Source organism: Escherichia fergusonii ATCC 35469 (assembly GCF_000026225.1).
Lineage (GTDB): Bacteria > Pseudomonadota > Gammaproteobacteria > Enterobacterales > Enterobacteriaceae > Escherichia > Escherichia fergusonii.
Map to the genome: position 1 here is coordinate 1,518,505 of NC_011740.1, position 26,296 is coordinate 1,544,800.

Genomic DNA, 26,296 nt, shown 5'->3' on the forward strand with positions numbered 1-26,296 from the left:
GGTAATACCGCCGTTTTTATTTTATATCTGGTTTATCCCGGAGGGCTAAGTTCATGCAAAAAACTCTCTCAACATTAAAAGATAAAATCAGCAATGCATTAATTGTTGATCGTGAAAATCATATTTATCGTTGCCATCGGTCTATATTTACCGATCAGCAATTGTTTGATTTTGAAATGAAGCATATTTTTGAAGGTAACTGGGTATTCCTCGCCCATGAAAGCCAAATTCCCGAAGCAGGGGATTATTATACTTTAACGCTGGGACGTCAGCCGGTCATTATTACCCGCGATAAAAAAGGTGAGCTTCATGCCTTAATCAATAGTTGTGCTCACCGTGGCGCGATGTTATGTCGACGCAAGCGGGGAAATAAAAACTCATTTACCTGTCCATTTCATGGCTGGACATTTAGTAATAACGGCAAATTATTAAAAGCAAAAGATGAAAGTACCGGCGCGTATCCTCCAACATTTAAACATGAAGGTTCCCACGATTTACAGAAATTGCCCCGTTTCCAGTCGTATCGCGGATTTCTGTTCGGTAGCCTGAATGACGATGTTATGTCGCTGGAAGAGTATCTCGGTGAAACCTGCAAAATCATTGATTTGATCGTTGATCAAGCTCCGGAAGGGCTGGAAGTTCTCAATGGATCGTCGAGCTATGTTTATGAAGGGAACTGGAAGCTCGGTGCGGAAAACGGTGCTGACGGTTACCACGTTAGCGTGGTGCACTGGAACTACTCGTCAACGATGTCACGGCGAAATTATGAAGCGGAAGGTACCCGCGCTGTAGATGCCAATGGCTGGTCAAAAAGTATTGGTGGCGGATATGGCTTTGATAACGGTCACATGTTGCTCTGGACTCGTACGTTAAACCCGGAAGTGCGTCCGGTTTATGACCATCGGGAACGTTTACAGGCAGAATTTGGCGAACTGCGTGCTGACCAAATGGTGAACGAAACGCGTAATCTCTGTATCTATCCCAATGTTTATTTGATGGATCAGTTTTCCACGCAGATCCGCGTAATCCGCCCCATTGCAGTTGATAAAACCGAAGTCACTATCTGGTGTTTTGCGCCAAAAGGCGAATCTGAACAGGCTCGCGCATTGCGTATTCGTCAGTATGAAGATTTCTTTAATGTCAGCGGGATGGGCACACCAGATGATCTGGAAGAATTCAGCGCCTGTCAGCGCGGTTATCTTGGTGAAAACCTGCCATGGAGCGATCTCAGCCGTGGTGCTCTGCATTGGGTTGATGGCCCGGACGAACATGCGCAACACGCAGGATTTACGCCATTGCTCAGCGGCGTGAAATCGGAAGATGAAGCACTGTATATCGCCCATCACCATCACTGGCAAAACGTCATGCTGGCGGCACTGGAAAAAGAACAGATGTGTTATGACCAGTCAATTACTCAGCGTGTGGAGGTGGCCTGATGTTAACCCTCGAACAAGTCCGCCAGTTTCTCTATTACGAAGCCCGACTGCTGGATGATCGCCAGTGGGATGAGTGGCTGAACTGCTATAGCCCAAAAGTGGTGTTCTGGATGCCTGCCTGGGGCGATGATGACAAACTGACACGTGATCCGCAAAAAGAGATCTCGCTGATCTATTACCCCAATCGTGATGGCCTGGAAGACCGGGTCTATCGCATTAAAACCGAACGTTCAGGTGCCAGTACCCCGGAACCACGTACAACACACATGATCAGCAATGTGGAACTGCTGGGCGAAATCGAGCAGGGCATTGACGTGCGCTATAACTGGGTGACTTACAACCATCGTTATCAGCATACCGATCTCTTTTTTGGTGCGACGCGTTGCACACTCATCGAGATTGATGGCAAACCGCAGATTATTCGTAAAACCGTACGCCTGAATAATGACTATATCCGTCAGGTGATCGACGTTTACCACATTTGAGGAGGCATGATGAGTTTTACAATCGCACTCAATTTTGAAGACGGGATCACCCGATTTATTCAGTGTAACCAGGGTGAAAAAGTGTTGGATGCTGCCTACCGACAGAAGGTCAATCTGCCGATGGATTGCTCTGACGGCGTATGTGGCACTTGCAAATGCCATTGTGCCAGCGGCGAATATGCGTTGGGTGAGGATTATCTTGAGGATGCTCTCAGTGAAGATGAAGCACTGGCTCGTCAGGTGTTGACGTGTCAGATGATCCCAACCAGCGATTGTGTCATTGATATTCCTGTGGCAGCGGCGCAATGCAAAACGGCGATTACCACGACAGACGCAGAAGTCGTACAGGTCACGATGCTATCGGATACCGCCATTGAGCTGGTGGTACAACTGGATGAACCACTGACGTTTTTACCCGGCCAGTACATTAACATTCAAGTGCCAGGAACACCGCAAGTGCGCGCTTATTCATTTAGCTCCTTAGCGGGCAGTCGGGAAGGGCGATTTTTGATTCGTAACGTACCCGGCGGAATGATGAGTCAGTGGTTAACGCAACGAGCGCAACCGGGCGATCGCCTTAGCCTCAGTGGTCCGATGGGCAGCTTTTATTTACGCAGTGGTGAACGCCCATTGTTAATGCTGGCAGGAGGAACAGGGCTGGCGCCATTGTTGTCGATGCTGGAGACATTACAGGCCAAGGGCAGTACACGCCCGGTGACGTTGTTATATGGCGTAACACTGGATTGCGATCTGGTTAAAACCCAGGAGCTGGATGCGTTCGCTCGTCAATTGAGCCAGTTTCGTTGGCTTCCGGTGGTGAGTGATGCGCAAAGCAATTGCCCACAGCGGGGATATGTTACGGAGCATCTGGATGATGCGATGTTGAATAATGGCGATGTGGATATCTATCTTTGTGGGCCGCCACCGATGGTGAATGCCGTAGCAACGGCACTTCGCGAAAGAGGAATCTCCCCGGCAGGTTTCTGGTATGAAAAATTTATCGCCAGCCAGAGCGCGGCGGCATAAGGAACAAAAATGCGATTTCAAAATAAAGTCATGGCGATAACCGGTGCAGCACAAGGCATCGGTCGGCAAACCGCTGAACAAGCAGCCCGTGAAGGGGCGCGTTTGCTGCTGATTGATCGTTCTCGTTACGTTCATGAACTGGCCGCTACGCTGGCAAAGGCAGGTTGCGATGTTCTGGCGCTGGAAGCAGATCTCGAACAGTGGGAAAGCACCGGGCAGGCATTCGCAACAGGCGTCGCCCATTTTGGCCGACTCGATATCCTGATTAATAACGTCGGCGGGACCATTTGGGCAAAACCTTTTGCTGAGTACCAACCGGAACAAATTGAAAAAGAAGTGCGTCGATCTCTGTTTCCCACGCTTTGGGGGTGCCGTGCGGCATTACCCTGGATGCTACAACAGGGTAAAGGAAGCATTGTGAATATCTCGTCAGTGGCGACAGCTGGTGTTAATCGTGTGCCATATTCGGCAGCAAAAGGTGGGGTCAATGCGTTAACCCGTTCTATCGCGATGGAATATAGTGGTAGTGGCATTCGGATTAATGCTGTTGCCCCTGGGGGAACAGATGCCCCGACTCGTTTAACGCCTCGTAACGAAGAACAACCAACCGTTGAGGAGCAAGCCTGGTATCAGCAGGTCATTGATCAAACGCTGGCGAGTAGCTTGATGCATCGGTACGGTACACTGGCAGAGCAGGCGAATGCCATTTTGTTTCTCGCCAGCGACGATGCCAGCTATATCACCGGTGTTACGTTACCGGTTGCAGGGGGCGATCTGGGGTAAGAGTCTCAAGGGTAATCTGGCAGGTATTGTCCATTGCTTCAACTTCTTTGCCCGTCAGGCGGGCATATTGACCTGTGAGATGCCAGAATTGCGGTTGCGTTTCCGTATAAATTTCTGCCGCCAGCACCAGGCGGCGCCTGTCAAGATCACTCAATTCCAGCAAGGTCCAGGGAACGAAGACACGGTGATTTTTTGTGAGCGTTAGCCACAGCGGACAGCCGCAGCCTGCGCAAAAATAGCGTCTGCCATGGGGTGTCGAGGCAAAAAAAGGCGGTGGTGGAGATTGCGCTGACATTACAGGCGACTCAGAGGCTTCCAGATACATGGCAATACCGCCAGACCATTTCTGGCACAATGTGCAGTGGCAAGCGCAAACATCGAGTGATTTTATATTGACGATAAAATGGCTTTGCCCACAAAGGCACAATCCAGTTACCTGTTGCATAATTCTACCTGGAGTGCCCGTAAGCCAGCACTGCGCTGATTTACGGGCGGGATAACTTATCAGAATTGATAAACCAGACCGACAGCAACAATGTTGTCAGTATTTATACTCGATTGCTTCGTGAAGCTTGTGTCATCAAGCAAGTTGATTTTGTAATCCACATAGGTGGACATATTTTTGTTGAAGTAGTAACTGGTGCCAAGATCAATGTATTCAACCAGATCCTGGCTATCCCAACGCTCCAGTTCTTTTCCTTTCGATTTCAGATATGCCACTGACGGGCGTAAGCCGAAATCAAACTGATATTGAGCAACAAGTTCGATGTTCTGGGTTTTATTCGCAATATATGGGCCCGTCCAGGAATTACCAAAATGCGTCATATTCAGTGTTTCAGCATAAGTGGCAGCAAGGTAGATGTTATTCGCATCATATTTAAGGCCTGCAACCCACATTTCAGCTGCTTTACCGGAGGCGTTAATAGAATTAATTTTTGCTAATTCTTGTTGACCAACTGTTCGGTCAGAATGGGTATAAGCCGCCCCTGCAGCAAAACCTTCATAGGTATATGAGGACGAAATACCAAAGCCATCACCGTTGCCTTCAGTTTGGACGCGTCCCGATGATGAATATTCATTACTGCTGTCATTTTTGCCCTGATACTGCACAGCGAAGTTCAGGCCTTCAACCAGACCGAAAAAGTCATTATTACGGTAAGTGGCAAGTCCAGTGCCTCGTTTAGTCATGAATACATCGGTTTGAATCCATGTGTCGGCACCGAATTCAGGCAGAGCGTCTGTCCATGCACCAATGTCATAGGCTACGCCATAGTTACGACCATAATCGAGAGAACCGAACTGATCAAATTTCAAACCAGCAAATGCAAGACGAGTTTTATCTTTGTGGGAACCTTCCGATTCAGGTCCATTGGCCTTAAATTCATACTCAAATTGACCATAGCCTGTCAGTTCATAGGTAATTTGCGTTTCACCCTTAAAACCGAGACGAGCATAGGTTTTATCGCCATTTTTACTATCATCTTTTGAAAAGTAATGTAATCCATTCACTTTTCCATAAAGATCCAGTTTGTTGCCATCTTTGTTGTAGATTTCAGCTGCGTTTACGGCGCCTGCTGCTAACAAAGTTGATATCACCACTGCTATTAATTTTGTTTTCATTGTATATATCTCTGTAATATTCCTAAGGTATAGTCTGCAATAATTAGAATATCAATCTTCCATAACTGCGCATATTAAAAGAGTGGCGAATCAATAGTTCAATGATTAGTTCGATATAATGCCAGATAAATTCCATTTGTGTGATTTACATCGAAGTAGCAAAAAACAGAAAATTAATAAGCTCTATTTGTCTTATAGGAATAAATAAAGCAGCCTACAGACAAAAATATTAATTAAAATAGAAAGATATTAGTTAATTATGGTAATCACTTCGTTAAAAAATAAATGATATGCATATGAAGATGAAAGCCGCTTACAGTGTAAACGGCTTTGCCTTTTTATTGACGACGTGTCGCCAGCCAGCAGAGCAGGGAACCGCCGCAGACCATCAGTGCGCCTTGCCAGAATGAGAACGATAGCGGAGCACTAAGCAGTACCGCAGCAAGCGCCGACGAAAGTACGGGCGTAAAATACGAACCTACTGCCATAATGGTGACGTTGCCATGTAAAATGCCAACGTTCCACGCAGCGTAAGCAAATCCTAAGGTAAATGCCGCAGAGGTGAGTTTAATCATGACGGGTGTGCTAAATACCATTTCTGGTTGTGGCGTGAGAAAATAGTAAACCCACAGACTTGCTCCCGTTAGCAGGACAAAAACGGTTATTCCATTAAATCCGCGTGCGTATTTATTCGTTACTGTGCAATAAGCTGCCCAGATAAAAGCGCCAATGAACGCCAGGAAATAACTCAATGGACTGGTGGTAATATTATTGATGATTTCATCATAGTGTAACCCATTGTCACCACCTAACACCCAACAGACACCGACCAGGGCTAATAATAATCCAGGTACAATCAGCCAGTTGGTTTTCTGACCATTAAACAGAATGGCAAAGAGAATTGTCAGGCTGGGCCATAGATAGTTCACCATACCCACTTCAATTGCCTGATGACGGGTCGCTGCATAACCTAAGGAAAGTGCCAGACAGATTTCATAGCTGACGAATAACAGACTCCCGGCGAGTAAATAGCCTTTCGGGATCTGCCGAATACGCGGAAATCCAACCGTGAAGATTAACAGCAGCCCGCTTAATGAATAGATAGCAGCTGCGCCGCCGACCGGACCGAGCCCCTCACTGACACCGCGAATCAATCCTACCATCGTGCTCCACAGGACGATCGCTATTAGCCCTATGAGCGTTGCTTTTTGTCGTGTCATGCTCGCTGTTTTGTCTCTCTTGCCGTTAAAAATTAAGCTGAATTTTATAGCATTTTTTTAACTGGCCTGTCAGGCAGTGGTGCGTTTTTCTACCGCTATTGAGGTAGGTCAATTTGCGCAGGCGGATTATTTTGTGGCAAACAAGTGTTCTTTTTGATTTCGCGCAAAAAGATTCAGAATTTTACTGTTAGTTTCCTCGCGCAGTAATACCCCTGAAAAAAGAGGAAAGCAATGGACGTCAGTCGCAGACAATTTTTTAAAATCTGCGCGGGCGGTATGGCGGGAACAACAGTAGCAGCATTGGGCTTTGCCCCGAAGCAAGCACTGGCTCAGGCGCGAAACTACAAATTATTACGCGCGAAAGAGATCCGTAACACTTGTACATACTGTTCCGTAGGTTGCGGGCTATTGATGTATAGCCTGGGTGATGGCGCGAAAAACGCCAGAGAAGCGATTTATCACATTGAAGGTGACCCGGATCATCCGGTAAGCCGTGGTGCGCTGTGCCCGAAAGGGGCCGGATTGCTGGATTACGTCAACAGCGAAAACCGTCTGCGCTACCCGGAATATCGTGCGCCAGGTTCTGACAAATGGCAGCGCATTAGCTGGGAAGAAGCATTCTCCCGCATTGCGAAGCTGATGAAAGCAGACCGTGACGCTAACTTTATTGAAAAGAATGAGCAGGGCGTAACGGTAAACCGTTGGCTTTCTACCGGTATGCTGTGTGCTTCCGGTGCCAGCAACGAAACCGGGATGCTGACACAGAAATTTGCCCGCTCCCTCGGGATGCTGGCGGTAGACAACCAGGCGCGCGTCTGACACGGACCAACGGTAGCAAGTCTTGCTCCAACATTTGGTCGCGGTGCGATGACCAACCACTGGGTGGATATCAAAAACGCTAACGTCGTAATGGTGATGGGCGGTAACGCTGCTGAAGCGCATCCCGTCGGTTTCCGCTGGGCGATGGAAGCGAAAAACAACAACGATGCAACCTTGATCGTTGTCGATCCCCGTTTTACGCGTACCGCTTCTGTTGCGGATATCTACGCACCTATTCGTTCCGGTACGGACATTACGTTCCTGTCTGGCGTTTTGCGCTACCTGATCGAAAACAACAAGATCAACGCCGAATACGTTAAGCATTACACCAACGCCAGCCTGCTGGTGCGTGATGATTTTACTTTTGAAGACGGCCTGTTCAGCGGTTATGACGCTGAAAAACGTCAGTACGATAAGTCGTCCTGGAACTATCAGTTCGATGAAAACGGCTATGCGAAACGCGATGAAACACTGACTCATCCGCGCTGTGTGTGGAACTTGCTGAAAGCGCACGTTTCCCGTTACACGCCGGACGTTGTTGAAAACATCTGCGGTACGCCAAAAGCTGACTTCCTGAAAGTGTGTGAAGTGCTGGCCTCCACCAGCGCGCCGGATCGCACAACCACCTTCCTGTACGCACTGGGCTGGACCCAACACACCGTGGGTGCGCAGAACATCCGTACTATGGCGATGATCCAGTTGCTGCTCGGTAACATGGGTATGGCCGGTGGCGGCGTGAACGCATTGCGTGGTCACTCCAACATTCAGGGCCTGACTGACTTAGGCCTGCTCTCTACCAGCCTGCCGGGTTATCTGACGCTGCCGTCAGAAAAACAGGTTGATTTGCAGTCGTATCTGGAAGCGAACACGCCGAAAGCGACGCTGGCTGATCAGGTGAACTACTGGAGCAACTATCCGAAGTTCTTCGTTAGCCTGATGAAATCTTTCTACGGCGATGCCGCGCAGAAAGAGAACAACTGGGGCTACGACTGGCTGCCGAAGTGGGACCAGACCTACGACGTCATCAAGTATTTCAACATGATGGATGAAGGCAAAGTCACAGGTTATTTCTGCCAGGGCTTTAACCCGGTTGCGTCCTTCCCGGACAAAAACAAAGTGGTGAGCTGCCTGAGCAAGCTGAAGTACATGGTGGTTATCGATCCGCTGGTGACTGAAACCTCCACCTTCTGGCAGAACCACGGCGAGTCGAACGATGTCGATCCGGCGTCTATTCAGACAGAGGTATTCCGTCTGCCTTCGACCTGCTTTGCTGAAGAAGATGGTTCTATCGCTAACTCCGGTCGCTGGTTGCAGTGGCACTGGAAAGGTCAGGACGCGCCAGGCGAAGCGCGTAACGACGGCGAAATTCTGGCGGGTATCTACCATCATCTGCGCGAGCTGTACCAGGCCGAAGGTGGTAAAGGCGTAGAACCGCTGATGAAGATGAGCTGGAACTACAAGCAGCCGCACGAGCCGCAGTCTGACGAAGTGGCAAAAGAGAACAACGGCTATGCGCTGGAAGATCTCTATGACGCTAATGGCGTGCTGATTGCGAAGAAAGGGCAGTTGCTGAGTAGCTTTGCGCATCTGCGTGATGACGGTACAACCGCATCTTCTTGCTGGATCTACACCGGTAGCTGGACAGAGCAGGGCAACCAGATGGCCAACCGCGATAACTCCGACCCGTCCGGTCTGGGGAATACGCTGGGATGGGCCTGGGCGTGGCCGCTCAACCGTCGCGTGCTGTACAACCGTGCTTCGGCGGATATCAACGGTAAACCGTGGGATCCGAAACGGATGCTGATCCAGTGGAACGGCAGCAAGTGGACGGGTAACGATATTCCGGACTTCGGCAATGCCGCACCGGGTACGCCAACCGGACCGTTTATCATGCAGCCGGAAGGGATGGGACGCCTGTTTGCCATCAACAAAATGGCGGAAGGTCCGTTCCCGGAACACTACGAACCAATTGAAACGCCGCTGGGCACTAACCCGCTGCATCCGAACGTGGTTTCTAACCCGGTTGTTCGTCTGTATGAACAAGACGCGCTGCGGATGGGTAAAAAAGAGCAGTTCCCGTATGTGGGTACGACCTATCGTCTGACCGAGCACTTCCACACCTGGACCAAGCACGCGTTGCTCAACGCAATTGCTCAGCCGGAACAGTTTGTGGAAATCAGCGAAACGCTGGCGGCGGCGAAAGGCATTGCCAATGGCGATCGTGTCACTGTCTCCAGCAAGCGTGGCTTTATCCGCGCGGTGGCTGTGGTAACGCGCCGTCTGAAACCGCTGAATGTAAACGGTCAGCAGGTTGAAACGGTGGGTATTCCAATCCACTGGGGCTTTGAGGGTGTCGCGCGTAAAGGTTATATCGCTAACACTCTGACGCCGAATGTCGGTGATGCAAACTCGCAAACGCCGGAATATAAAGCGTTCTTAGTCAACATCGAGAAGGCGTAAGGGGGCGAACAGATGGCTATGGAAACGCAGGACATTATCAAAAGGTCCGCAACTAACTCCATCACGCCGCCTTCTCAGGTGCGTGATTACAAAGCAGAAGTCGCGAAACTTATCGACGTTTCCACCTGTATCGGCTGTAAAGCCTGTCAGGTGGCGTGTTCGGAGTGGAACGACATCCGTGATGAAGTGGGGCACTGCGTCGGGGTTTATGATAACCCCGCCGATCTGAGCGCCAAGTCCTGGACGGTGATGCGCTTTAGCGAAACCGAACAGAACGGCAAGCTGGAGTGGCTGATCCGTAAAGACGGTTGTATGCACTGTGAAGATCCGGGCTGCCTGAAGGCGTGCCCGTCTGCTGGTGCGATCATTCAGTACGCTAACGGGATTGTCGATTTCCAGTCGGAAAACTGCATCGGCTGTGGTTACTGCATTGCCGGGTGTCCGTTTAATATTCCACGCCTCAACAAAGAGGATAACCGGGTATATAAATGCACACTCTGCGTCGATCGCGTCAGCGTCGGTCAGGAACCGGCTTGTGTGAAAACTTGTCCGACCGGGGCTATCCACTTCGGCACCAAGAAGGAGATGCTGGAGCTGGCGGAACAGCGCGTGGCGAAACTGAAAGCGCGTGGTTACGAACATGCTGGCGTCTACAACCCGGAAGGGGTCGGTGGTACGCACGTCATGTACGTGCTGCATCACGCCGATCAGCCGGAGCTGTATCACGGTCTGCCAAAAGATCCGAAGATCGACACTTCGGTGAACCTGTGGAAAGGCGCGTTGAAACCGCTGGCAGCGGCTGGCTTTATCGCCACTTTTGCCGGGTTGATTTTCCACTACATCGGTATTGGCCCGAATAAGGAAGTGGACGATGACGAGGAGGATCATCATGAGTAAGTCGAAAATGATTGTGCGCACCAAGTTTATTGATCGCGCCTGTCACTGGACCGTGGTGATTTGCTTCTTCCTGGTGGCGCTGTCCGGGATTTCGTTCTTCTTCCCGACGCTGCAATGGCTGACGCAAACCTTCGGTACGCCGCAGATGGGACGCATTTTGCACCCGTTCTTCGGCATTGCGATTTTCGTCGCGCTGATGTTTATGTTTGTGCGTTTTGTGCATCACAACATCCCGGATAAGAAAGATATTCCGTGGCTGTTGAACATTGTCGAAGTATTAAAAGGCAATGAACACAAAGTGGCGGATGTCGGTAAGTACAACGCCGGGCAAAAGATGATGTTCTGGTCGATCATGAGCATGATTTTCGTGCTGCTGGTGACCGGAGTGATTATCTGGCGTCCGTACTTTGCGCAGTACTTCCCGATACAGGTTGTCCGTTATAGCCTGTTTATTCACGCGGCTGCGGGTATCATCCTGATCCACGCCATCCTGATCCATATGTATATGGCATTCTGGGTGAAAGGGTCGATTAAAGGGATGATCGAAGGGAAGGTGAGCCGTCGTTGGGCGAAGAAACACCATCCACGCTGGTATCGTGAAATCGAGAAGGCAGAAGCGAAAAAAGAGAGTGAAGAAGGGATATAATCTCTTTTGAACTTTAAGCTGAAAATGGCGCTGTAAAAAGCGCCATTTTTTTATTGCGTAACCAGACGGCGTAGTCGCGACACATCTACCGTTTTTTCTGCCTCTGCCAGACTCCAGGCGTTTTGTAGATTCAGCCACATTTGCGGCGAACTGCCGATCACCACAGAAAGTTTAATCGCCATTTCTGGCGTCAACGCGGCTTTTCCGGTCAGCAATCGGCTTGCCGTTGAGGGCGCAATTTCCATTGCTCTGGCAAACTCGCGCAGGCTGACGTTCAGCTCGTCCAGTGATTCCTGAATAATGTCCCCCGGGCGGGGATGATTGGCCATTTTCATCAGTGATAGTCCTCGTAATCCAGTATGTATGCATCGCCATTGACGAACTCAAACGTTATCCGCCAGTTGCCCGAGACAGATATCGCCCAAATTCCATCACGATCGCCGCTTAACGGGTGTAGTCGGTAACCGGGCATATCGATATCAGCAAGACAGCTTGCTGCATCAATCACAGCGAGTCGGTGGCGTAATCGTTTGACTTGCGTCGGTATAACGCCGGAGGTTTTGCCGAGAAGAAACAAGTCACGCAATCCCTTGTGTCTGAAATTCATTATCATCTCTTCATCCTTGTTCCCTCGAAAGGAACACTATCACTATTGTTCCGTGCAGCGCAACAAATTTCGCTACGTTTTCGCGAATTGTGAGGGGAAAGATGGGGGAGGAAAAGAAGAAGAGTGAAATTGCGGAAAGCGTCTCGCAAAACAGGCTGCGACCCGAACATGGCAGTCGCAGCAAAGGCTTCTTAGCGGCGGAAATCAATCACCATACGGCCACGGATTTTGCCTTCTTCCATCTCAGTAAAGATGGTGTTGATGTCCGCTAACGGACGCAGGGCGACTTTCGGCACCACTTTGCCTTCGGCGGCAAACTGGAAGGCTTCGGTGAGATCCTGGCGCGTGCCAACTAGCGAACCGACCACTTCAATACCATCCAGCACCAGCCGTGGGATGTCCAGGCTCATAGACTCCGGCGGCAGACCGACTGCCACAACACGACCGCCAGCACGGACAGCATCAACTGCCGAGTTAAACGCAGCTTTAGCTACCGCTGTCACCACCGCTGCGTGAGCGCCACCGGTTTTCTCCTGCACAATTTTGGCGGCGTCTTCGGTACGTGAGTTAATCGCTAAATCAGCACCTATTTCGGTTGCCAGTTTCAACTGCTCATCATTGACATCAATGGCGATCACTTTTGCATTAAAGACATTTTTCGCGTATTGCAGGGCGAGGTTGCCCAGACCGCCAAGACCGTAGATAGCAATCCACTGTCCTGGACGAATTTTTGATAGTTTTACTGCTTTGTAGGTGGTGACGCCCGCGCAGGTGATGCTGCTGGCCGCCGCCGAGTCCAGGCCATCCGGCACTTTAACCGCGTAATCGGCGACCACGATGCACTCTTCCGCCATGCCGCCATCAACGCTGTATCCGGCATTTTTTACTGAACGGCAGAGCGTTTCGTTACCGCTGTTACAGTATTCGCAATGACCGCATCCTTCGTAAAACCACGCCACGCTGGCGCGATCGCCTGGTTTTAATGAGGTAACGCCGGGGCCAACTTCTGCCACCACACCGATGCCTTCATGGCCCAGAATCACGCCGGTTTTATCACCAAAATCGCCATTCTTAACATGAAGATCGGTATGACATACACCACAACACTCCATTTTCAGCAGGGCTTCGCCATGTTTCAGTGAGCGCAGCGTTTTATCCGTAACGTCAACATGATGATCCTTCGTAACAACTGCAGCCTTCATAGTTTCCTCCTTTTCGGATGATGTTCTGCATAGCAGGTGAGGCAAATGAGATTTATTTGCCATTACCCAGTATGGATGAGTTCTGAAAAAGAGGAGGAAAATTGCCCGGTAGCATTCACCACCGGGCTGAGACTTAAATGGAGGTACGGCGGTAGTCGCGATATTCCGCTTGCCAGAAATTATCGTCAATGGCCTGTTGCAGGGCTTCGGCAGAGGTTTTCACCGCCACGCCTTGCTGCTGCGCCATTTTGCCAACCGCAAACGCAATTGCGCGGGAGACTTTCTGAATATCTTTCAGTTCCGGTAATACCAGACCTTCGCCGTTCAGGACCAGCGGCGAATACTGAGCAAGTGTTTCGCTTGCTGACATCAGCATCTCATCGGTGATACGTGACGCGCCGGAAGCAATAACGCCCAGCCCAATGCCCGGGAAGATAAAAGCGTTGTTGCATTGCGCGATAGGGTAGATTTTATCTTTCCATACCACCGGATTAAACGGACTGCCGGTGGCGACCAGCGCGTTACCCTCGGTCCAGGCGATAATGTCCTGCGGTGTGGCTTCCACACGTGAAGTCGGGTTAGACAGCGGCATCACGATCGGACGCGGGCAGTGTTTGTGCATCTCACGGATGATCTCTTCCGTAAACAGCCCGGTCTGTCCTGAGACGCCAATCAGAATATCCGGTTTGACATTGCGCACCACATCAAGCAGTGACAGCACATCGCTGTCAGTATCCCAGTCACTGAGATTTTCGCGCTTCTGCACCAGTTTGGTCTGGAAAGGCAGCAGGTTCGGCATCTTGTCGGTCAGCAGACCAAAGCGATCGACCATAAAGACTTTCTGCCGCGCCGCTTCTTCGCTTAATCCTTCACGCTGAGTCTGGGCGATGATCATTTCGGCAATCCCGCACCCCGCCGAGCCTGCGCCGAGGAAGACAATCTTTTTCTCGCTTAACTGACCACCTGCCGCGCGACTTGCTGCGATCAGCGTGCCTACCGTTACCGCCGCGGTGCCCTGAATATCATCGTTAAAAGAACAAATTTCATTGCGATAGCGGTTAAGCAACGGCATCGCGTTTTTCTGTGCGAAATCTTCAAACTGCAACAACACGTCCGGCCAGCGTTGCTTCACAGCCTGGATAAATTCATCCACGAATTCATAGTATTCGTCGTCAGTGATACGTGGATTACGCCAGCCCATATACAGCGGGTCGTTAAGCAACTGCTGGTTGTTCGTCCCGACATCCAGCACCACCGGCAGTGTATACGCCGGGCTGATGCCACCGCAGGCGGTATAGAGCGACAGTTTACCGATCGGAATACCCATCCCACCGATGCCCTGGTCACCAAGCCCCAGAATACGTTCGCCGTCCGTCACCACAATCACTTTGATATTATGGTTCGGCACGTTTTGCAGAATATCGTCCATATTGTGGCGGTTCTGGTATGAGATAAATACGCCGCGAGAACGACGGTAGATCTCGGAGAAACGTTCACAGGCTGCGCCGACCGTAGGGGTATAAATGACGGGCATCATTTCGTCGAGGTGATTATTTACCAGACGGTAGAAGAGGGTTTCGTTGGTGTCCTGGATGTTACGCAGGTAAATGTGTTTGTCGATTTCAGTTTTGAATCCCTGATACTGGATCCACGCACGTTCCGCTTGTTCTTCGATGGTTTCGACCACTTCCGGCAGTAACCCCAGCAGGTTGAAGTTACGGCGTTCTTCCATACTGAAGGCGCTGCCTTTATTCAACAACGGAAATTCCAGCAGTACAGGGCCAGCGTAAGGAATATAAAGCGAACGCTGTTTTTTTGTTTTTGGTTCCATGTCACTCACTCTTTTTTGAATATCTATCCCTGGCACGCTTTTATCGTCTTTGCTTTACCGCCAGGGGGGCGGCCCCAAGTATAAAGCAGACAAAAACAAAAACACCATTGCGCAGGCAATGGTGTTTAATCGTCATTGAGGACTGATTGTTAAAGATTACTTTTCAGCGGGGCGTTTTCTGCCGGTTGGGTTATTTACCACGCTGGATTTGTCACCTTCGGTAACTATTTTGCGCTGGTTAGAAATTTTATGGTCCAGTCCAAGAATATGACGTGCCTGACGGTTCGATTTCATTTTAACTCCTCAATCCTGTTGCTAGTTTTAAGGACAACATCGCCGTAGCGAAGAAACACGTGCTAAACCCCTAAATTAGGTTGCCGATCAAGCATAGCACCTTAAAGCGTAGGGTGCTGGCCACTGACCACATAATTGATCGTTTGTTGGTAGATATCACTGAGGATGTCGTTATCAGAAGCTTCCACCCATTTGGTCAGCTCCATGAGAATGTCATCTTCAGTGACAACACCGTGCTCTGCCCGAAGGCCTTGCTCAATGGCATTAACCAGAGCGGGTTCTGCTGTTGAATTTTCTGCCTGATAATAAGTAAACATAGTGATTCTCCGTGTCTGTGTATTTATGGTGTCTGCTACGGATCGCAGATTTATAACGCACATTCAGCATGGCAAATATTTATCGCTTCGTTGTTAAGATTAGTCCTGGTTGATGATTTTTATATTTTAACCACATGATATTGATGGGATTTTTTTGTTGTGGAACAATTAATATTGAAGCAATATCTTTTGAGTTATATATTTTCCGTTATCTATTGTGGGAATTTAATTTAAGTGCAGAAGTTATATTTTCGCCGGATTTTATTCGGAATATCCTGCTTATCCTCGTGCTGTTTCTTACGTAGTCTATAATTTCCTTTTTAAGCCCACAGGAGAGCAACAATGACAATCCATAAGAAAGGTCAGGCACACTGGGAAGGCGATATCAAACGCGGGAAGGGAACAGTATCCACCGAGAGTGGCGTGCTGAACCAACAGCCGTATGGATTTAACACGCGTTTTGAAGGCGAAAAAGGAACTAACCCTGAAGAACTGATTGGCGCGGCGCATGCAGCATGTTTCTCAATGGCGCTTTCATTAATGCTGGGGGAAGCGGGATTCACGCCATCATCGATTGATACCACCGCCGATGTGTCGCTGGATAAAGTGGATGCCGGGTTTGCGATTACTAAAATCGCCCTGAAGAGCGAAGTTGCCGTGCCGGGTATTGATGCCTCTACCTTTGACGGCATTATCCAGAAAGCTAAAGCAGGATGCCCGGTTTCTCAGGTACTGAAAGCGGAAATTACGCTTGATTACCAGTTGAAATCGTAAAGCGTTGCCGGATGATTCATCATCCGGCAAGTATTAACCCAGATACCTTTACCTTAGCCAATAAAACCTCGAATTATTTCTGGTGATTTTCCTCGCGGCCAAAAAGGTATTGGTTATCAGCAGAAATTTAGCGCTTCCTGGTTAGGTCTTGCTGGTAAATATAGTCCTTGGGCGGAAGGCAAATTTCGGTGTTTTCTTTAGACAAGAAAGCAGGGCGCAGGCGTCGCCCTTCTTTTACAACGGCATATTTTTGCGGATCGCACTAATTAATATTTGGGCGCCGGATGAAAGCTGTGCGTCAACACGGGTCAGGATACCTATAGGTTCTCCGGCACCTTGTGTTGGCACTGGCAGTGCCACCAGAGACCCCTGACGCAAATCCTCTTTTACTGCCCCGGAAGGTACAAACCATACATAGTCGTAATCGACGGTAAGCTGTCGTGATAGTGAAGCGGAAAGCGTTTCAATACAGCCATCGGGAATTTTGCAGCCCTGGCTTTGTAGCAGTGTTTCCGCATTCTGACGGGGGACCGTACCTTTTGGGGAAACTACGACAGGCCACTCCATCACCCGACTGAGAGTGACATTCTCCTGTAAAAGGGGGTGATTCGGACGCACCACCAGTTTGAGTGACTCCAGAAAAAGTAATTCGTAATTGAGGCCACCCATCAATTCTGGATCAGACATTCGCCCGATACCAATATCAATCTCGCCAGACTTTAACCCTGCCAACAGCATGGTGTTATTCATGGTAGCAACCTGCAACATTGTATCTTTATGTTGGCGATGAAACTGGCCTAATACGGCAGGTAAAATACCTAATGCAGCGGTTGGCAACGCGCCTATGCGCACAATGTCACTGTTAAGGCCCTCTTTTCGATTCAACGCCTGAGCAGCATTATTTAACGCATCCAGCACCTTCACCGCATGTGTCAGAAACTGCTCACCAGGTGGGGTAAGTTGCGCGCCAAGTCTTCCTCGGTCAAATAGCCGGGTTCCTGTTAATTGTTCCAGTTCATTCAATGTCTTAGAGAGAGCTGGCTGGCTAAGGTTAAGGGTTTCTGCCGCGCGACCGAGTGTTCCTTGTTGTGCGACAGCGACAAATGTATGCAGGTGGCGCAAGCGAATGCGCTGACTAAACAGACTATTTTTTTCCATAAGCGATGTTAAAAACAGAGTCGCGCCGAAGACAAGATATGTTATCTAATTATGATAACTTGATTGCAAAATATCATTAACATTTGGCGATTTTATATTACCAAATATTTTGTTGCTTGATTTTTGAACAGCAATAAGAGAGAAGAGAATGGTTGAATTCGGGTTGAACGAATTCAACCCGATAATGATTTACACATCAAAAAAGACGGTTTCTTTGTCACCTTGCAGATGAATATCGAAGATATAAACTGTTTCGTTGCCACGCTGTTCTCGCTTGCCGATCAGCGTCTGGCGTCTTACTTCCCATTCAATCAAATTCAGCACGGGATCGTGCTGGTTGGCATCTTGCTCATCGGGAAAATACATCCGTGTATTCAGGCCTATATTGATACCTCGCGCCACGACCCATAAGTTAACGTGTGGCGCCATAGTACGACCGTCGCGACCGACAACACTCCCTGGTTTTATGGTTTCGAAGCGCCAGATCCCAGTGTCGAAATCTGAGCAACTGCGGCCCCAACCACGAAAATCAGCATCCAGTTTTTTATCACTTTGTTGATCTGCCGGATGGTTATAACGGCCATTGGCGTTGGCCTGCCAAATCTCCAGCAACACATCGCGTACTGGCGTGCCTGAACCATCAATCACCCGACCTTCAATAGTAATTCGCTCACCTTCGGTATGGCTGTTAACGAGCGTTGAACTGAAATTCTTCTCAAAAATATGAAAACCAGCGGCATCAGGGGCGAGGCCAATGTGCACATATGGCCCGGCAGTTTGCGAAGCTGTTTCCGCTAAATAATTCTTCATTTTGCCACTCCCTGAGTGCGGTTTTCGAACAGCGTGGCACGTTGACCACGTAATACCAAATCAAAGCGATATGCCAGGCTGTCGAGAGGAATCGCGGTGTGCGTGTCCAGTTCGGCAATAAGCGTACGAATCGCATCTTCATTTTTGATCGCCTGCACAATAGGGCACTGTTTAATCAGCGGGTCGCCTTCAAAATACATTTGAGTAATCAGGCGCTGAGCGAAGGCTTCACCAGAGAGAGAAAAATGGATATGTGAAGGCCGCCAGTCGCTGGCCTGATTACGCCATGGATAAGGGCCTGGCTTGATGGTGCGAAAGAAGTAGTAGCCATTTTCGTCAGTTAACACACGCCCGCATCCGCCGAAATTTGGGTCGATAGGCGCAAGATACTGATCTTTCTTGTGGCGATAACGACCACCGGCATTGGCTTGCCATATTTCCACCAGCGTATTTTTCATCGGCCGACCAAAACCGTCGCGAACATAACCGTGAACAATAATTCGCTCGCCAATGGGTAATCCTTCTTTGGCGTAATTCATGATCAGGTCATTATCCTGCGGTCCTAAATCGTTATTACTGAATACCGGGCCGGTAATTTCTGATAAAGAGTTTTGTAAAGAAATTAAGGCATTGCGTGGTGAACGTAACACGCTGGTTTTATAACCTGGGGCAAAGGCTGGGGGATGACTGTTGTAATCGCGATGAATCACTTCGCGTGGCGTCCATTTTTCACTCATAGCAGGCTCCGGGATCAAAGGTAAGTTTATTGTTTTGATACTGCGGAATGAGTGTGTGTAAATATATTGTTAATTTAAAGTGAATTTACATATCCATTAACATAACCAATGGTTATACAAGGCTAAGCAGAGAGTGAATTCAGCAGAGATCACACTTTGTAAATTCTTCCCACCAGCGACAATGGCGTTTCCTACACTCCAGGTAACACTCACTGGAGATATGACAAAATGGCGTGCATCCTCACGGCCGATGAGATTCGGGAACAATTTTCACAAGCGATGTCAGCCATGTACCAGCAAGAAGTTCCGCAGTACGGCACACTTCTCGAACTGGTGGCAGACGTCAATCTGGCGGTACTGGAAAACAATCCTGAGCTGCACGAAAAGCTCGCCAATGCCGATGAACTGGCACGGCTTAATGTCGAACGCCACGGCGCGATTCGTGTCGGAACGGCAGAGGAGCTGACAACGTTACGGCGAATTTTTGCCATTATGGGAATGTATCCGGTCAGCTATTACGATCTTTCGCAAGCGGGTGTGCCTGTCCATTCCACAGCTTTTCGACCGGTTGATGATGCATCGTTGTCGCGAAATCCTTTTCGCGTATTCACTTCACTTTTGCGTCTGGAGTTGATTGAAGATAAAGCTCTGCGTCAACGAGCTGACGAAATTCTTCAACAGCGCGATATTTTTACCTCCCGATGCCGGGAGTTACTTGATAAATATGATGAAGAAGGAGGATTCACCGAAGCACTGGCGACAGAGTTTGTAAAAGAAGCACTGGAAACCTTCCGCTGGCATCAGTCTGCAACTGTTGATGAAGAAACTTATCAGGCATTACTACACGAACATCGGTTGATTGCCGATGTGGTGTGTTTCCCTGGCTGCCATATCAACCATTTAACACCACGAACGCTGGATATTGATCGCGTTCAATCGATGATGCCGGAATACGGGATCGAACCGAAAGTTCTGATCGAAGGTCCGCCGCGTCGGGAAGTTCCCATCTTGTTACGCCAGACCAGTTTTAAAGCGCTTGAAGAACCGGTGCTATTTGCAGGCGAAAAACAGGGTACACATACCGCGCGATTTGGTGAAATTGAGCAACGAGGAGTAGCGTTAACGCCAAAAGGGCGGCAGCTTTACGATACGCTGTTACAAAAAGCGGGCACGGGTAAAGACAATCTCACTCACCAGTTGCATTTACAGGATGTCTTCAAAGCTTTCCCTGATAGCGAGTTTTTGCTGCGTCAACAGGGGCTGGCATGGTTTCGCTATCGCCTGACACCAACGGGGGAAGCACACCGTCAGGCCATACATCCAGGTGATGATCCTCAGCCTTTAATTGAACGCGGTTGGTTGGTGGCACAACCAGTCACCTATGAAGATTTTTTACCCGTCAGTGCCGCGGGCATTTTCCAGTCAAATCTGGGTAATGAAACACAGGTCAGAAGCCACGGGAATGCCAGTCGGCAGGCCTTTGAACAGGCATTAGGATGCCCGGTCTATGATGAATTTGTCCTTTACCAGCGAACCGAAGAACGCAGTAAACGACGTTGTGGGTTGTTGTAATTCAGGATTCAGGTGCAGAAAGATATTTATACTCTAAATAATGCGAATTGTAGTACATGCAACTCAAAGTATGACGAGCATAAGCTTCTTGCACCTGGCTTTACACTGCTTTCAGCCTGTTCTTATCGACTGAGAATATTTTCGAATTTGTACACGTTTTCAGCGACCAGCAATTGGATTATTAATGAAATTTGTCTACAGTGAGCGGTCATAAATCAGTACGCTCTTGCTGCGGTTAAAGACCAGCGCGGGACCATTCACAAGACCAGAAGGATTCACTTTCAGGTATGGATCGTAGACGCTTTATTAAGGGTTCAATGGCGATGGCTGCAGTGTGCGGTACCAGCGGTATTGCATCTCTCTTCTCTCAGGCCGCATTTGCGGCGGAATCTGACATCGCTGATGGTCAGTCAGTGCGATTTGATTTCTCTATTTTGCAGTCAATGGCACACGATTTAGCGCAAAAACCGTGGGGCGGAGCGCCGCGTGACCTGCCGCCAACGCTGGCAACAATGACGCCGCAGGCTTATAACAGTATTCAGTACGACGAACAGCAATCCTTATGGCATAACGTTGAAAATCGTCAGTTAGATGCGCAGTTTTTCCATATGGGAATGGGATTCCGTCGTCGGGTCCGTATGTTCTCGGTCGATCCTGCTACTCATATGGCGCGTGAAATCCATTTCCGCCCTGAGTTATTTAAATACAACGATGCGGGAGTGGATACAAAACAACTCGAAGGACAGAAAGACCTTGGTTTTGCCGGTTTCCGGGTGTTTAAAGCGCCAGAACTGGCGAGACGAGATGTGGTGTCCTTTCTCGGTGCCAGTTATTTCCGTGCGGTAGATGATACTTATCAATATGGTTTGTCAGCGCGCGGTCTGGCCATTGATACCTACACTGATTCAAAAGAAGAGTTCCCGGATTTCACCGCCTTCTGGTTTGATACGGTAAAACCAGGTTCAACGACCTTTACCGTTTATGCGTTACTCGATAGCCCAAGTATCACCGGAGCGTACAAGTTTGTTATTCACTGCGAAAAAACGCAGGTGATTATGGATGTCGAAAACCACTTATATGCGCGTAAAGATATCAAACAACTCGGTATTGCCCCGATGACCAGTATGTTCAGCTGCGGCACCAACGAGCGCCGGATGTGTGACACCATTCATCCGCAGATACACGATTCGGACCGCCTTTCTATGTGGCGAGGGAATGGTGAATGGATTTGCCGTCCGCTGAATAACCCGCAGAAATTACAGTTCAATGCTTATACCGACGACAATCCTAAAGGGTTTGGTCTGTTGCAATTGGATCGTGATTTTTCACACTACCAGGACATTATGGGCTGGTACAACAAGCGCCCGAGTTTGTGGGTAGAACCACGTAACCGCTGGGGGAAGGGAACCATTGGGTTAATGGAGATCCCAACAACGGGCGAAACGTTGGATAACATTGTTTGTTTCTGGCAACCAGAAAAGGCCATTGAAGCGGGTGATGAGTTGCAATATCAGTATCGTCTTTACTGGAGTGCTCGACCGCCTGTTCAGTGCCCACTGGCGCGGGTAATGGCAACACGTACCGGAATGGGAGGCTTTCCTGAGGGGTGGGCACCGGGTGAGCATTTCCCGGAAAAATGGTCCCGTCGTTTTGCCGTTGATTTTGTCGGTGGTGATTTAAAAGCGGCTGCTCCGAAAGGTATTGAACCGGTGATCACACTTTCCAGCGGTGAAGCGAAGCAGATTGAGATCCTCTACGTTGAACCCATTGATGGTTACCGTATTCAGTTCGACTGGTATCCAACATCTGACTCTACTGACCCAGTTGATATGCGAATGTTTCTGCGTTGCCAGGGCGAAGCCATTAGCGAAACCTGGCTATATCAATATTTCCCACCAGCGCCAGATAAACGGCAATATATTGACGATCGCATAATGCGTTAAAATTTACCCAACGGCTTTTCCCAACGGAAAAGCCGTTAAAGCCTGCTGATTCGTTTCCGCTCGCATTATTCCCTGTCCTGATTGAGTAACCTGAGGTTGTGTATTTCTCATACACACTATTGGCCACTCTTAGGGAGAGCTTATGTTTCCAGAATACCAAGAACTCATTTCCCGACTGAAAACCGATAATCCTCGCTTTCTGTCACTCTTCAATAAACACCACGAACTTGATAATGAGATTGCCCGTGTAGAGGGCAGAAATGGTTGGGGATACAGCTTAGATATTGTTCATCTTAAGAAAAAGAAACTCCAGTTGAAGGAGGAACTGCTGCGGATCTTGCAGCAGGAAAGTTTAAAAGAAAGTACCAGTGAGGTATAACTTTCTTTTCTGAGCCGCCGAACTGGCGGCTTTTTTGACGCTAATCAGGGGGGTTGATGCAAGAAATTATCAAAATTAATGATGTCATTGAGTTGCAGGCCGTGGATGAAAGCCACGTCTCATCTTTGTTCCAGTTGATCCAAAAGAATAAAGCCTGGTTACAGCAGTCGATGAACTGGCCACAATATGTGAATACTGAGGACGATACCCGTAAAACCGTGCAGGGGAACATGATGTTACACCAGCGCGGTTATGCCAAAATGTTCACCATTTTTGCTCATGATGAAATGGCGGGAGTCATCTCTTTTAACCAAATTGAACCACTGAATAAAACTGCCTATATCGGCTACTGGCTGGATCAATCCCGACAGGGGCAGGGCATCATTTCTTTGTCCTTACAGGGGCTAATGCAACATTACGCGCAGCGGGGAGAGATTCGCCGATTTGTGATCAAATGCAGAGTGGCGAACGAGGCCAGCAATCAGGTAGCGGTGCGCAACGAATTTGCATACGAAGGCTGTCTGAAACAGGCTGAATTTCTTAACGGCAGTTATGACGATATTAATATTTATGGGCGAATTATTGATCCGTCTTTAAAGTAATCCTGCTAACGGCGTGCGAGTGATCCTCTGTTCCCCATTAATAACTTTAGGACCACGCAGGTGAATCGCATCGCCATCAATAGCTTCAATCACAGCGTTGTCTGTAATTTCCACATGATCCTCAATTAACACTTCTCCCTGAAGACGGGCATTGCCCTGAATCAGAATATGTTCGTCAAGCAATATAGGGCCACCGTATAACCGTGCATTACCGCCGATCAACACGTGGTGCTTTAATACACAATTCCCCACAACCGTTGCGTTTTCTGCCACTTGCGAGCTGTAATGCAAAGTCGGGATCGCATCTTCTTCACGTCCGGCGATTACCCGCCCATGCCCGTAAACTTTGGCACAATCACATAGCCAGACGTTATTCTCCTCATTGCCTGCGATTAACGCAAAATCAAAAACTTCGGCGCGGTGCTCAATAAAAGCATGACGTACCGTAGCGTCACCATAAATTTGCGCCTGATGAACCACACGTGAGGCGCTCACGCTGGCGTGATCATAGATTTGCAGTTGAAGCTGGAGATCGGGTGTTAAACCCTGAGCGGCGATAACCATTGAGTGCTGATCGACCGTGGCATGACCATAAATTCGGCATTGACCACAAATGAGAGAATCTTTAATTGTGACATTGTCACTTATGTGTGCGCCTTGACTGATTTCCGCATTATCGATCCATGCATTATCACTGGTCTTCACGTTGTCATAAAGTACGCTGTGACCAGTAATTCGAACATTGCCACTTATTATCGTACCGGCAAATGCTATTGCGTTCTGGTCATAAATCCAACAGTTACCATCCTGCGCCAGTACAGTATCATCATCGACCCAGCCACCAGCCATTCCGGTTTTCACATCATTAAAGTCAGTAAGAGCGATAATCTGCCGTAATAACACACTCTTTTTACAGCCATCTACCTGATAACTAAAGGCACGTTGCTCCTCACTTAGACGATATTTGCGCATAGCGTTTCCCCACCGGTGACTTACTATAAACGTAGCAAATTTTGCGTCTCTGGCGATGATAGAGAAAATCCCATAAAATGCATTTCTAATGTACCTTATGAGGTAAGCAATTTGGTGTTTCCGACCGCGTTGCCATCCATACCTTCGTACATCTGATACAACGGAAATTGTTAACCAGAATGAGCGCGCCGTATTAATGAAATCCGAGGAAAAACATGATCGTTCGTGACGAAAATTACTTCACTGAAAAATATGAATTAACCCGTACACATTCAGAAGTGCTCGATGCTGTTAAAGTGGTTAAACCGGGTAAAACATTGGATCTGGGATGCGGTAATGGTCGGAACAGCCTTTATCTGGCAGCCAATGGGTTTGATGTGGATGCCTGGGATAAAAATGCCATGAGCATCGCTAACGTCGAGCGAATTAAGGCTCTTGAAGGGCTGGAGAATCTGCACACCCGGATTGTGGATCTCAATACTCTCAGATTCGAAGGGCAGTATGATTTCATTCTTTCCACCGTGGTGTTGATGTTCCTAGAGGCGAAGACGATCCCTGGTTTAATCGCCAATATGCAGCACTGTACCAGACCGGGCGGTTACAACTTGATTGTGGCGGCTATGGATACTGATGATTTCCCTTGTACAGTTGGTTTTCCGTTTGCCTTTAAAGAAGGGGAGTTACGGGACTATTACGCTGGCTGGGAGCCGCTGAAGTACAACGAAGATGTGGGGGAACTGCACCGTACCGACGAAAATGGCAACCGTATTAAATTGCGTTTTGCCACCATGCTGGCGCGTAAAACCGTCTGATATTCTGCCAATTGTTAACTGCTCTGCGTCCCCCCGACGCAGAGAAATATATGTGAACCTGTTACCATTTTTAGTGCGACAGAAATGATTTCACTTTGCTATTATTTCAAATGCATATCTGAAAAATCAAAGGGATCATTTCATGCGTACACGTACTGTTTTTAAAATTGCAGTGCTCGTGGGTTTATTGGCTTTGTCTGGTTGTGCGAACAAAATCACTCCGCCAGATAAATATTCAGGTTTTTTGAAAGACTATTCTTCTTTGAAAGAAACACAATCAGCTACAGGTAAACCAGTTTTACGTTGGGTTGATCCTAAATTTAACGATGCCAACTACGACAACATTGTCTGGACGCCGGTAACTTACTATCCAGTGCCGAAACCATCGACCCAAATCGGGCAAAATGTCCTCGACCAGTTACGTAGCTACACCGACAATAAATTGAAGACTGCCGTTGCACAGCGCAAACCATTGGTAACTACTCCAGGGCCACGTAGTTTGATTTTCCGGGGGGCTATTACAGGGGTGAGCTCCAGCAAAGAGGGGTTACAGTTCTATGAAGTAGTCCCTGTTGCGCTGGTGGTGGCTGGTACGCAAATGGCAACCGGGCACCGCACCATGGATACCCATCTCTATTTTGAGGGTGAGTTAATTGATGCCGCGACCAACAAACCGGTTGTTAAAGTTGTGCGTCAGGGCGAAGGGAAAGATCTCAATAATGAAAATACGCCAATGACCATCGAAACGCTGAAAAAAGTTATCGATGATATGGCGACCGATGCCACTATGTTTGATGTGAGCAAAAAGTAAACGTAATGCGCCATCTTAGGGTGGCGCATTTCACTGTTTATCTTCTTCTCTTTCGCTGGAAAACTATTTCGTACCGTCGCGCT

28 protein-coding genes are annotated in these 26,296 nt (G+C 48.6%); 15 read left to right on the forward strand and 13 right to left on the reverse strand.

The genetic code is table 11. The features are described 5' to 3' along the window. Window positions 1-53: 53 nt before the first annotated feature. From EFER_RS07490 to benD, 4 genes are read left to right on the forward strand one after another with little or no spacing between them, the layout of a single operon-like run. The gene (locus EFER_RS07490; RefSeq protein WP_001173028.1) at window positions 54-1,436 is read left to right on the forward strand and encodes a Rieske 2Fe-2S domain-containing protein; all 1,383 of its coding nucleotides are present in this window, start codon (window positions 54-56) and stop codon (window positions 1,434-1,436) included. Next, a complete protein-coding gene (gene benB / locus EFER_RS07495; RefSeq protein WP_000956684.1) occupies window positions 1,436-1,921 on the forward strand; it encodes a benzoate 1,2-dioxygenase small subunit in 486 nt (161 codons plus the stop codon). The genes EFER_RS07490 and benB overlap by 1 nt, the downstream gene beginning before the upstream one ends. A 9-nt stretch (window positions 1,922-1,930) precedes the next feature. Further along, entirely contained in the window at window positions 1,931-2,947 is a 1,017-nt protein-coding gene (gene benC, locus EFER_RS07500) for a benzoate 1,2-dioxygenase electron transfer component BenC (protein ID WP_000010990.1), read from the forward strand. A 9-nt stretch (window positions 2,948-2,956) separates the two neighbouring features. After that, window positions 2,957-3,730, forward strand: coding sequence for a benzoate diol dehydrogenase BenD (gene benD, locus EFER_RS07505; RefSeq protein WP_001212186.1), 774 nt, complete (start codon window positions 2,957-2,959; stop codon window positions 3,728-3,730). Here benD and EFER_RS07510 read toward each other — a convergent pair. From EFER_RS07510 to yddG, 3 genes are all read right to left on the reverse strand, one after another. Continuing rightward, a complete protein-coding gene (locus EFER_RS07510; RefSeq protein WP_002431546.1) occupies window positions 3,696-4,175 on the reverse strand; it encodes a GFA family protein in 480 nt (159 codons plus the stop codon). The genes benD and EFER_RS07510 overlap by 35 nt on opposite strands. Window positions 4,176-4,234: 59 nt before the next feature. Beyond that, window positions 4,235-5,350 carry a porin OmpC gene (gene ompC / locus EFER_RS07515; RefSeq protein ID WP_000850478.1) on the reverse strand — a complete coding sequence of 372 codons (1,116 nt, stop codon included), beginning with the start codon at window positions 5,348-5,350 and terminating at the stop codon, window positions 4,235-4,237. A gap of 338 nt (window positions 5,351-5,688) precedes the next feature. Beyond that, the gene (yddG, locus tag EFER_RS07520) at window positions 5,689-6,570 is read right to left on the reverse strand and encodes an aromatic amino acid efflux DMT transporter YddG (protein WP_071821794.1); all 882 of its coding nucleotides are present in this window, start codon (window positions 6,568-6,570) and stop codon (window positions 5,689-5,691) included. 231 nt (window positions 6,571-6,801) lie between these two features. Between yddG and fdnG the strand changes: the two genes are divergently transcribed. The 3 genes from fdnG to fdnI are packed head-to-tail and all read left to right on the forward strand — an operon-like array spanning window position 6,802 to window position 11,392. Further along, on the forward strand, window positions 6,802-9,849 hold the full coding sequence (fdnG, locus tag EFER_RS07530) for a formate dehydrogenase-N subunit alpha (protein ID WP_015953395.1): 3,048 nt from the start codon (window positions 6,802-6,804) through the stop codon (window positions 9,847-9,849). Window positions 9,850-9,861: 12 nt separating this feature from the next. After that, window positions 9,862-10,746, forward strand: a complete 885-nt coding sequence (fdnH, locus tag EFER_RS07535; RefSeq protein WP_001240580.1) for a formate dehydrogenase N subunit beta — start codon at window positions 9,862-9,864, stop codon at window positions 10,744-10,746. Then, on the forward strand, window positions 10,739-11,392 hold the full coding sequence (fdnI, locus tag EFER_RS07540; RefSeq protein ID WP_000045645.1) for a formate dehydrogenase-N subunit gamma: 654 nt from the start codon (window positions 10,739-10,741) through the stop codon (window positions 11,390-11,392). The genes fdnH and fdnI overlap by 8 nt, the downstream gene beginning before the upstream one ends. A gap of 50 nt (window positions 11,393-11,442) precedes the next feature. Here the strand turns inward: fdnI and EFER_RS07545 are convergent, their stop codons facing one another. The 6 genes from EFER_RS07545 to bdm all read right to left on the reverse strand — a co-directional run bounded on the left by EFER_RS07545 (window position 11,443) and on the right by bdm (window position 15,643). Next, window positions 11,443-11,727, reverse strand: a complete 285-nt coding sequence (locus tag EFER_RS07545) for a HigA family addiction module antitoxin (RefSeq protein WP_000781370.1) — start codon at window positions 11,725-11,727, stop codon at window positions 11,443-11,445. Beyond that, window positions 11,727-12,005, reverse strand: a complete 279-nt coding sequence (locus EFER_RS07550; protein WP_000605676.1) for a type II toxin-antitoxin system RelE/ParE family toxin — start codon at window positions 12,003-12,005, stop codon at window positions 11,727-11,729. The genes EFER_RS07545 and EFER_RS07550 overlap by 1 nt, the downstream gene beginning before the upstream one ends. 185 nt (window positions 12,006-12,190) lie before the next feature. Then, a complete protein-coding gene (gene adhP, locus EFER_RS07555; protein WP_000642397.1) occupies window positions 12,191-13,201 on the reverse strand; it encodes an alcohol dehydrogenase AdhP in 1,011 nt (336 codons plus the stop codon). Window positions 13,202-13,334: 133 nt separating this feature from the next. After that, entirely contained in the window at window positions 13,335-15,032 is a 1,698-nt protein-coding gene (maeA, locus tag EFER_RS07560; protein WP_000433464.1) for a malate dehydrogenase, read from the reverse strand. Between the two features lie 156 nt (window positions 15,033-15,188). Next, complete coding sequence (gene sra, locus EFER_RS07565; RefSeq protein ID WP_000841554.1) at window positions 15,189-15,326, reverse strand: stationary-phase-induced ribosome-associated protein; 138 nt, start codon at window positions 15,324-15,326, stop codon at window positions 15,189-15,191. Between the two features lie 101 nt (window positions 15,327-15,427). Continuing rightward, entirely contained in the window at window positions 15,428-15,643 is a 216-nt protein-coding gene (bdm, locus tag EFER_RS07570; protein ID WP_000495766.1) for a biofilm-dependent modulation protein, read from the reverse strand. Window positions 15,644-15,985: 342 nt separating this feature from the next. Between bdm and osmC the strand changes: the two genes are divergently transcribed. Both osmC and EFER_RS24825 read left to right on the forward strand, forming a co-directional pair. Then, window positions 15,986-16,417, forward strand: coding sequence for a peroxiredoxin OsmC (osmC, locus tag EFER_RS07575; RefSeq protein WP_000152299.1), 432 nt, complete (start codon window positions 15,986-15,988; stop codon window positions 16,415-16,417). A gap of 75 nt (window positions 16,418-16,492) precedes the next feature. Further along, the gene (locus EFER_RS24825) at window positions 16,493-16,618 is read left to right on the forward strand and encodes an omptin family outer membrane protease (RefSeq protein WP_223684689.1); all 126 of its coding nucleotides are present in this window, start codon (window positions 16,493-16,495) and stop codon (window positions 16,616-16,618) included. Between the two features lie 33 nt (window positions 16,619-16,651). Here the strand turns inward: EFER_RS24825 and pcaQ are convergent, their stop codons facing one another. The 3 genes from pcaQ to pcaH all read right to left on the reverse strand — a co-directional run bounded on the left by pcaQ (window position 16,652) and on the right by pcaH (window position 19,122). Continuing rightward, window positions 16,652-17,575 (reverse strand): pca operon transcription factor PcaQ, encoded by a 924-nt coding sequence (pcaQ, locus tag EFER_RS07580; protein ID WP_000414569.1) that lies wholly within the window; start codon window positions 17,573-17,575, stop codon window positions 16,652-16,654. A 189-nt stretch (window positions 17,576-17,764) separates the two neighbouring features. Next, a complete protein-coding gene (gene pcaG, locus EFER_RS07585) occupies window positions 17,765-18,385 on the reverse strand; it encodes a protocatechuate 3,4-dioxygenase subunit alpha (protein ID WP_000800835.1) in 621 nt (206 codons plus the stop codon). Further along, the gene (pcaH, locus tag EFER_RS07590) at window positions 18,382-19,122 is read right to left on the reverse strand and encodes a protocatechuate 3,4-dioxygenase subunit beta (RefSeq protein WP_001291969.1); all 741 of its coding nucleotides are present in this window, start codon (window positions 19,120-19,122) and stop codon (window positions 18,382-18,384) included. Before pcaH ends, pcaG begins: the two co-directional genes overlap by 4 nt. 228 nt (window positions 19,123-19,350) lie before the next feature. On the opposite strand from pcaH, the gene hglS reads away from it, so the two are divergent. The 4 genes from hglS to rimL all read left to right on the forward strand — a co-directional run bounded on the left by hglS (window position 19,351) and on the right by rimL (window position 23,618). Then, window positions 19,351-20,694 (forward strand): 2-oxoadipate dioxygenase/decarboxylase HglS, encoded by a 1,344-nt coding sequence (hglS, locus tag EFER_RS07595; protein ID WP_000752180.1) that lies wholly within the window; start codon window positions 19,351-19,353, stop codon window positions 20,692-20,694. Between the two features lie 287 nt (window positions 20,695-20,981). Continuing rightward, the gene (locus EFER_RS07600) at window positions 20,982-22,637 is read left to right on the forward strand and encodes a glucan biosynthesis protein D (protein WP_000375978.1); all 1,656 of its coding nucleotides are present in this window, start codon (window positions 20,982-20,984) and stop codon (window positions 22,635-22,637) included. Between the two features lie 142 nt (window positions 22,638-22,779). Then, window positions 22,780-23,016: a YdcH family protein gene (locus tag EFER_RS07605; RefSeq protein WP_000483807.1), complete on the forward strand. Its 237-nt coding sequence runs from the start codon at window positions 22,780-22,782 to the stop codon at window positions 23,014-23,016. Between the two features lie 56 nt (window positions 23,017-23,072). After that, complete coding sequence (gene rimL / locus EFER_RS07610; protein ID WP_001155896.1) at window positions 23,073-23,618, forward strand: 50S ribosomal protein L7/L12-serine acetyltransferase; 546 nt, start codon at window positions 23,073-23,075, stop codon at window positions 23,616-23,618. Here the strand turns inward: rimL and ydcK are convergent. Further along, window positions 23,610-24,590 (reverse strand): YdcK family protein, encoded by a 981-nt coding sequence (gene ydcK, locus EFER_RS07615; protein WP_001234095.1) that lies wholly within the window; start codon window positions 24,588-24,590, stop codon window positions 23,610-23,612. The two genes, rimL and ydcK, sit on opposite strands and share 9 nt — an antisense overlap. Before the next feature lie 215 nt (window positions 24,591-24,805). Here ydcK and tehB point away from each other — a divergent pair, with 215 nt between their 5' ends. Both tehB and EFER_RS07625 read left to right on the forward strand, forming a co-directional pair. Then, window positions 24,806-25,402: a tellurite resistance methyltransferase TehB gene (gene tehB, locus EFER_RS07620; RefSeq protein WP_000636990.1), complete on the forward strand. Its 597-nt coding sequence runs from the start codon at window positions 24,806-24,808 to the stop codon at window positions 25,400-25,402. A 142-nt stretch (window positions 25,403-25,544) separates the two neighbouring features. After that, complete coding sequence (locus tag EFER_RS07625) at window positions 25,545-26,213, forward strand: DUF3313 domain-containing protein (RefSeq protein ID WP_001260480.1); 669 nt, start codon at window positions 25,545-25,547, stop codon at window positions 26,211-26,213. The last annotated feature ends 83 nt before the right edge of the window (window positions 26,214-26,296 follow it).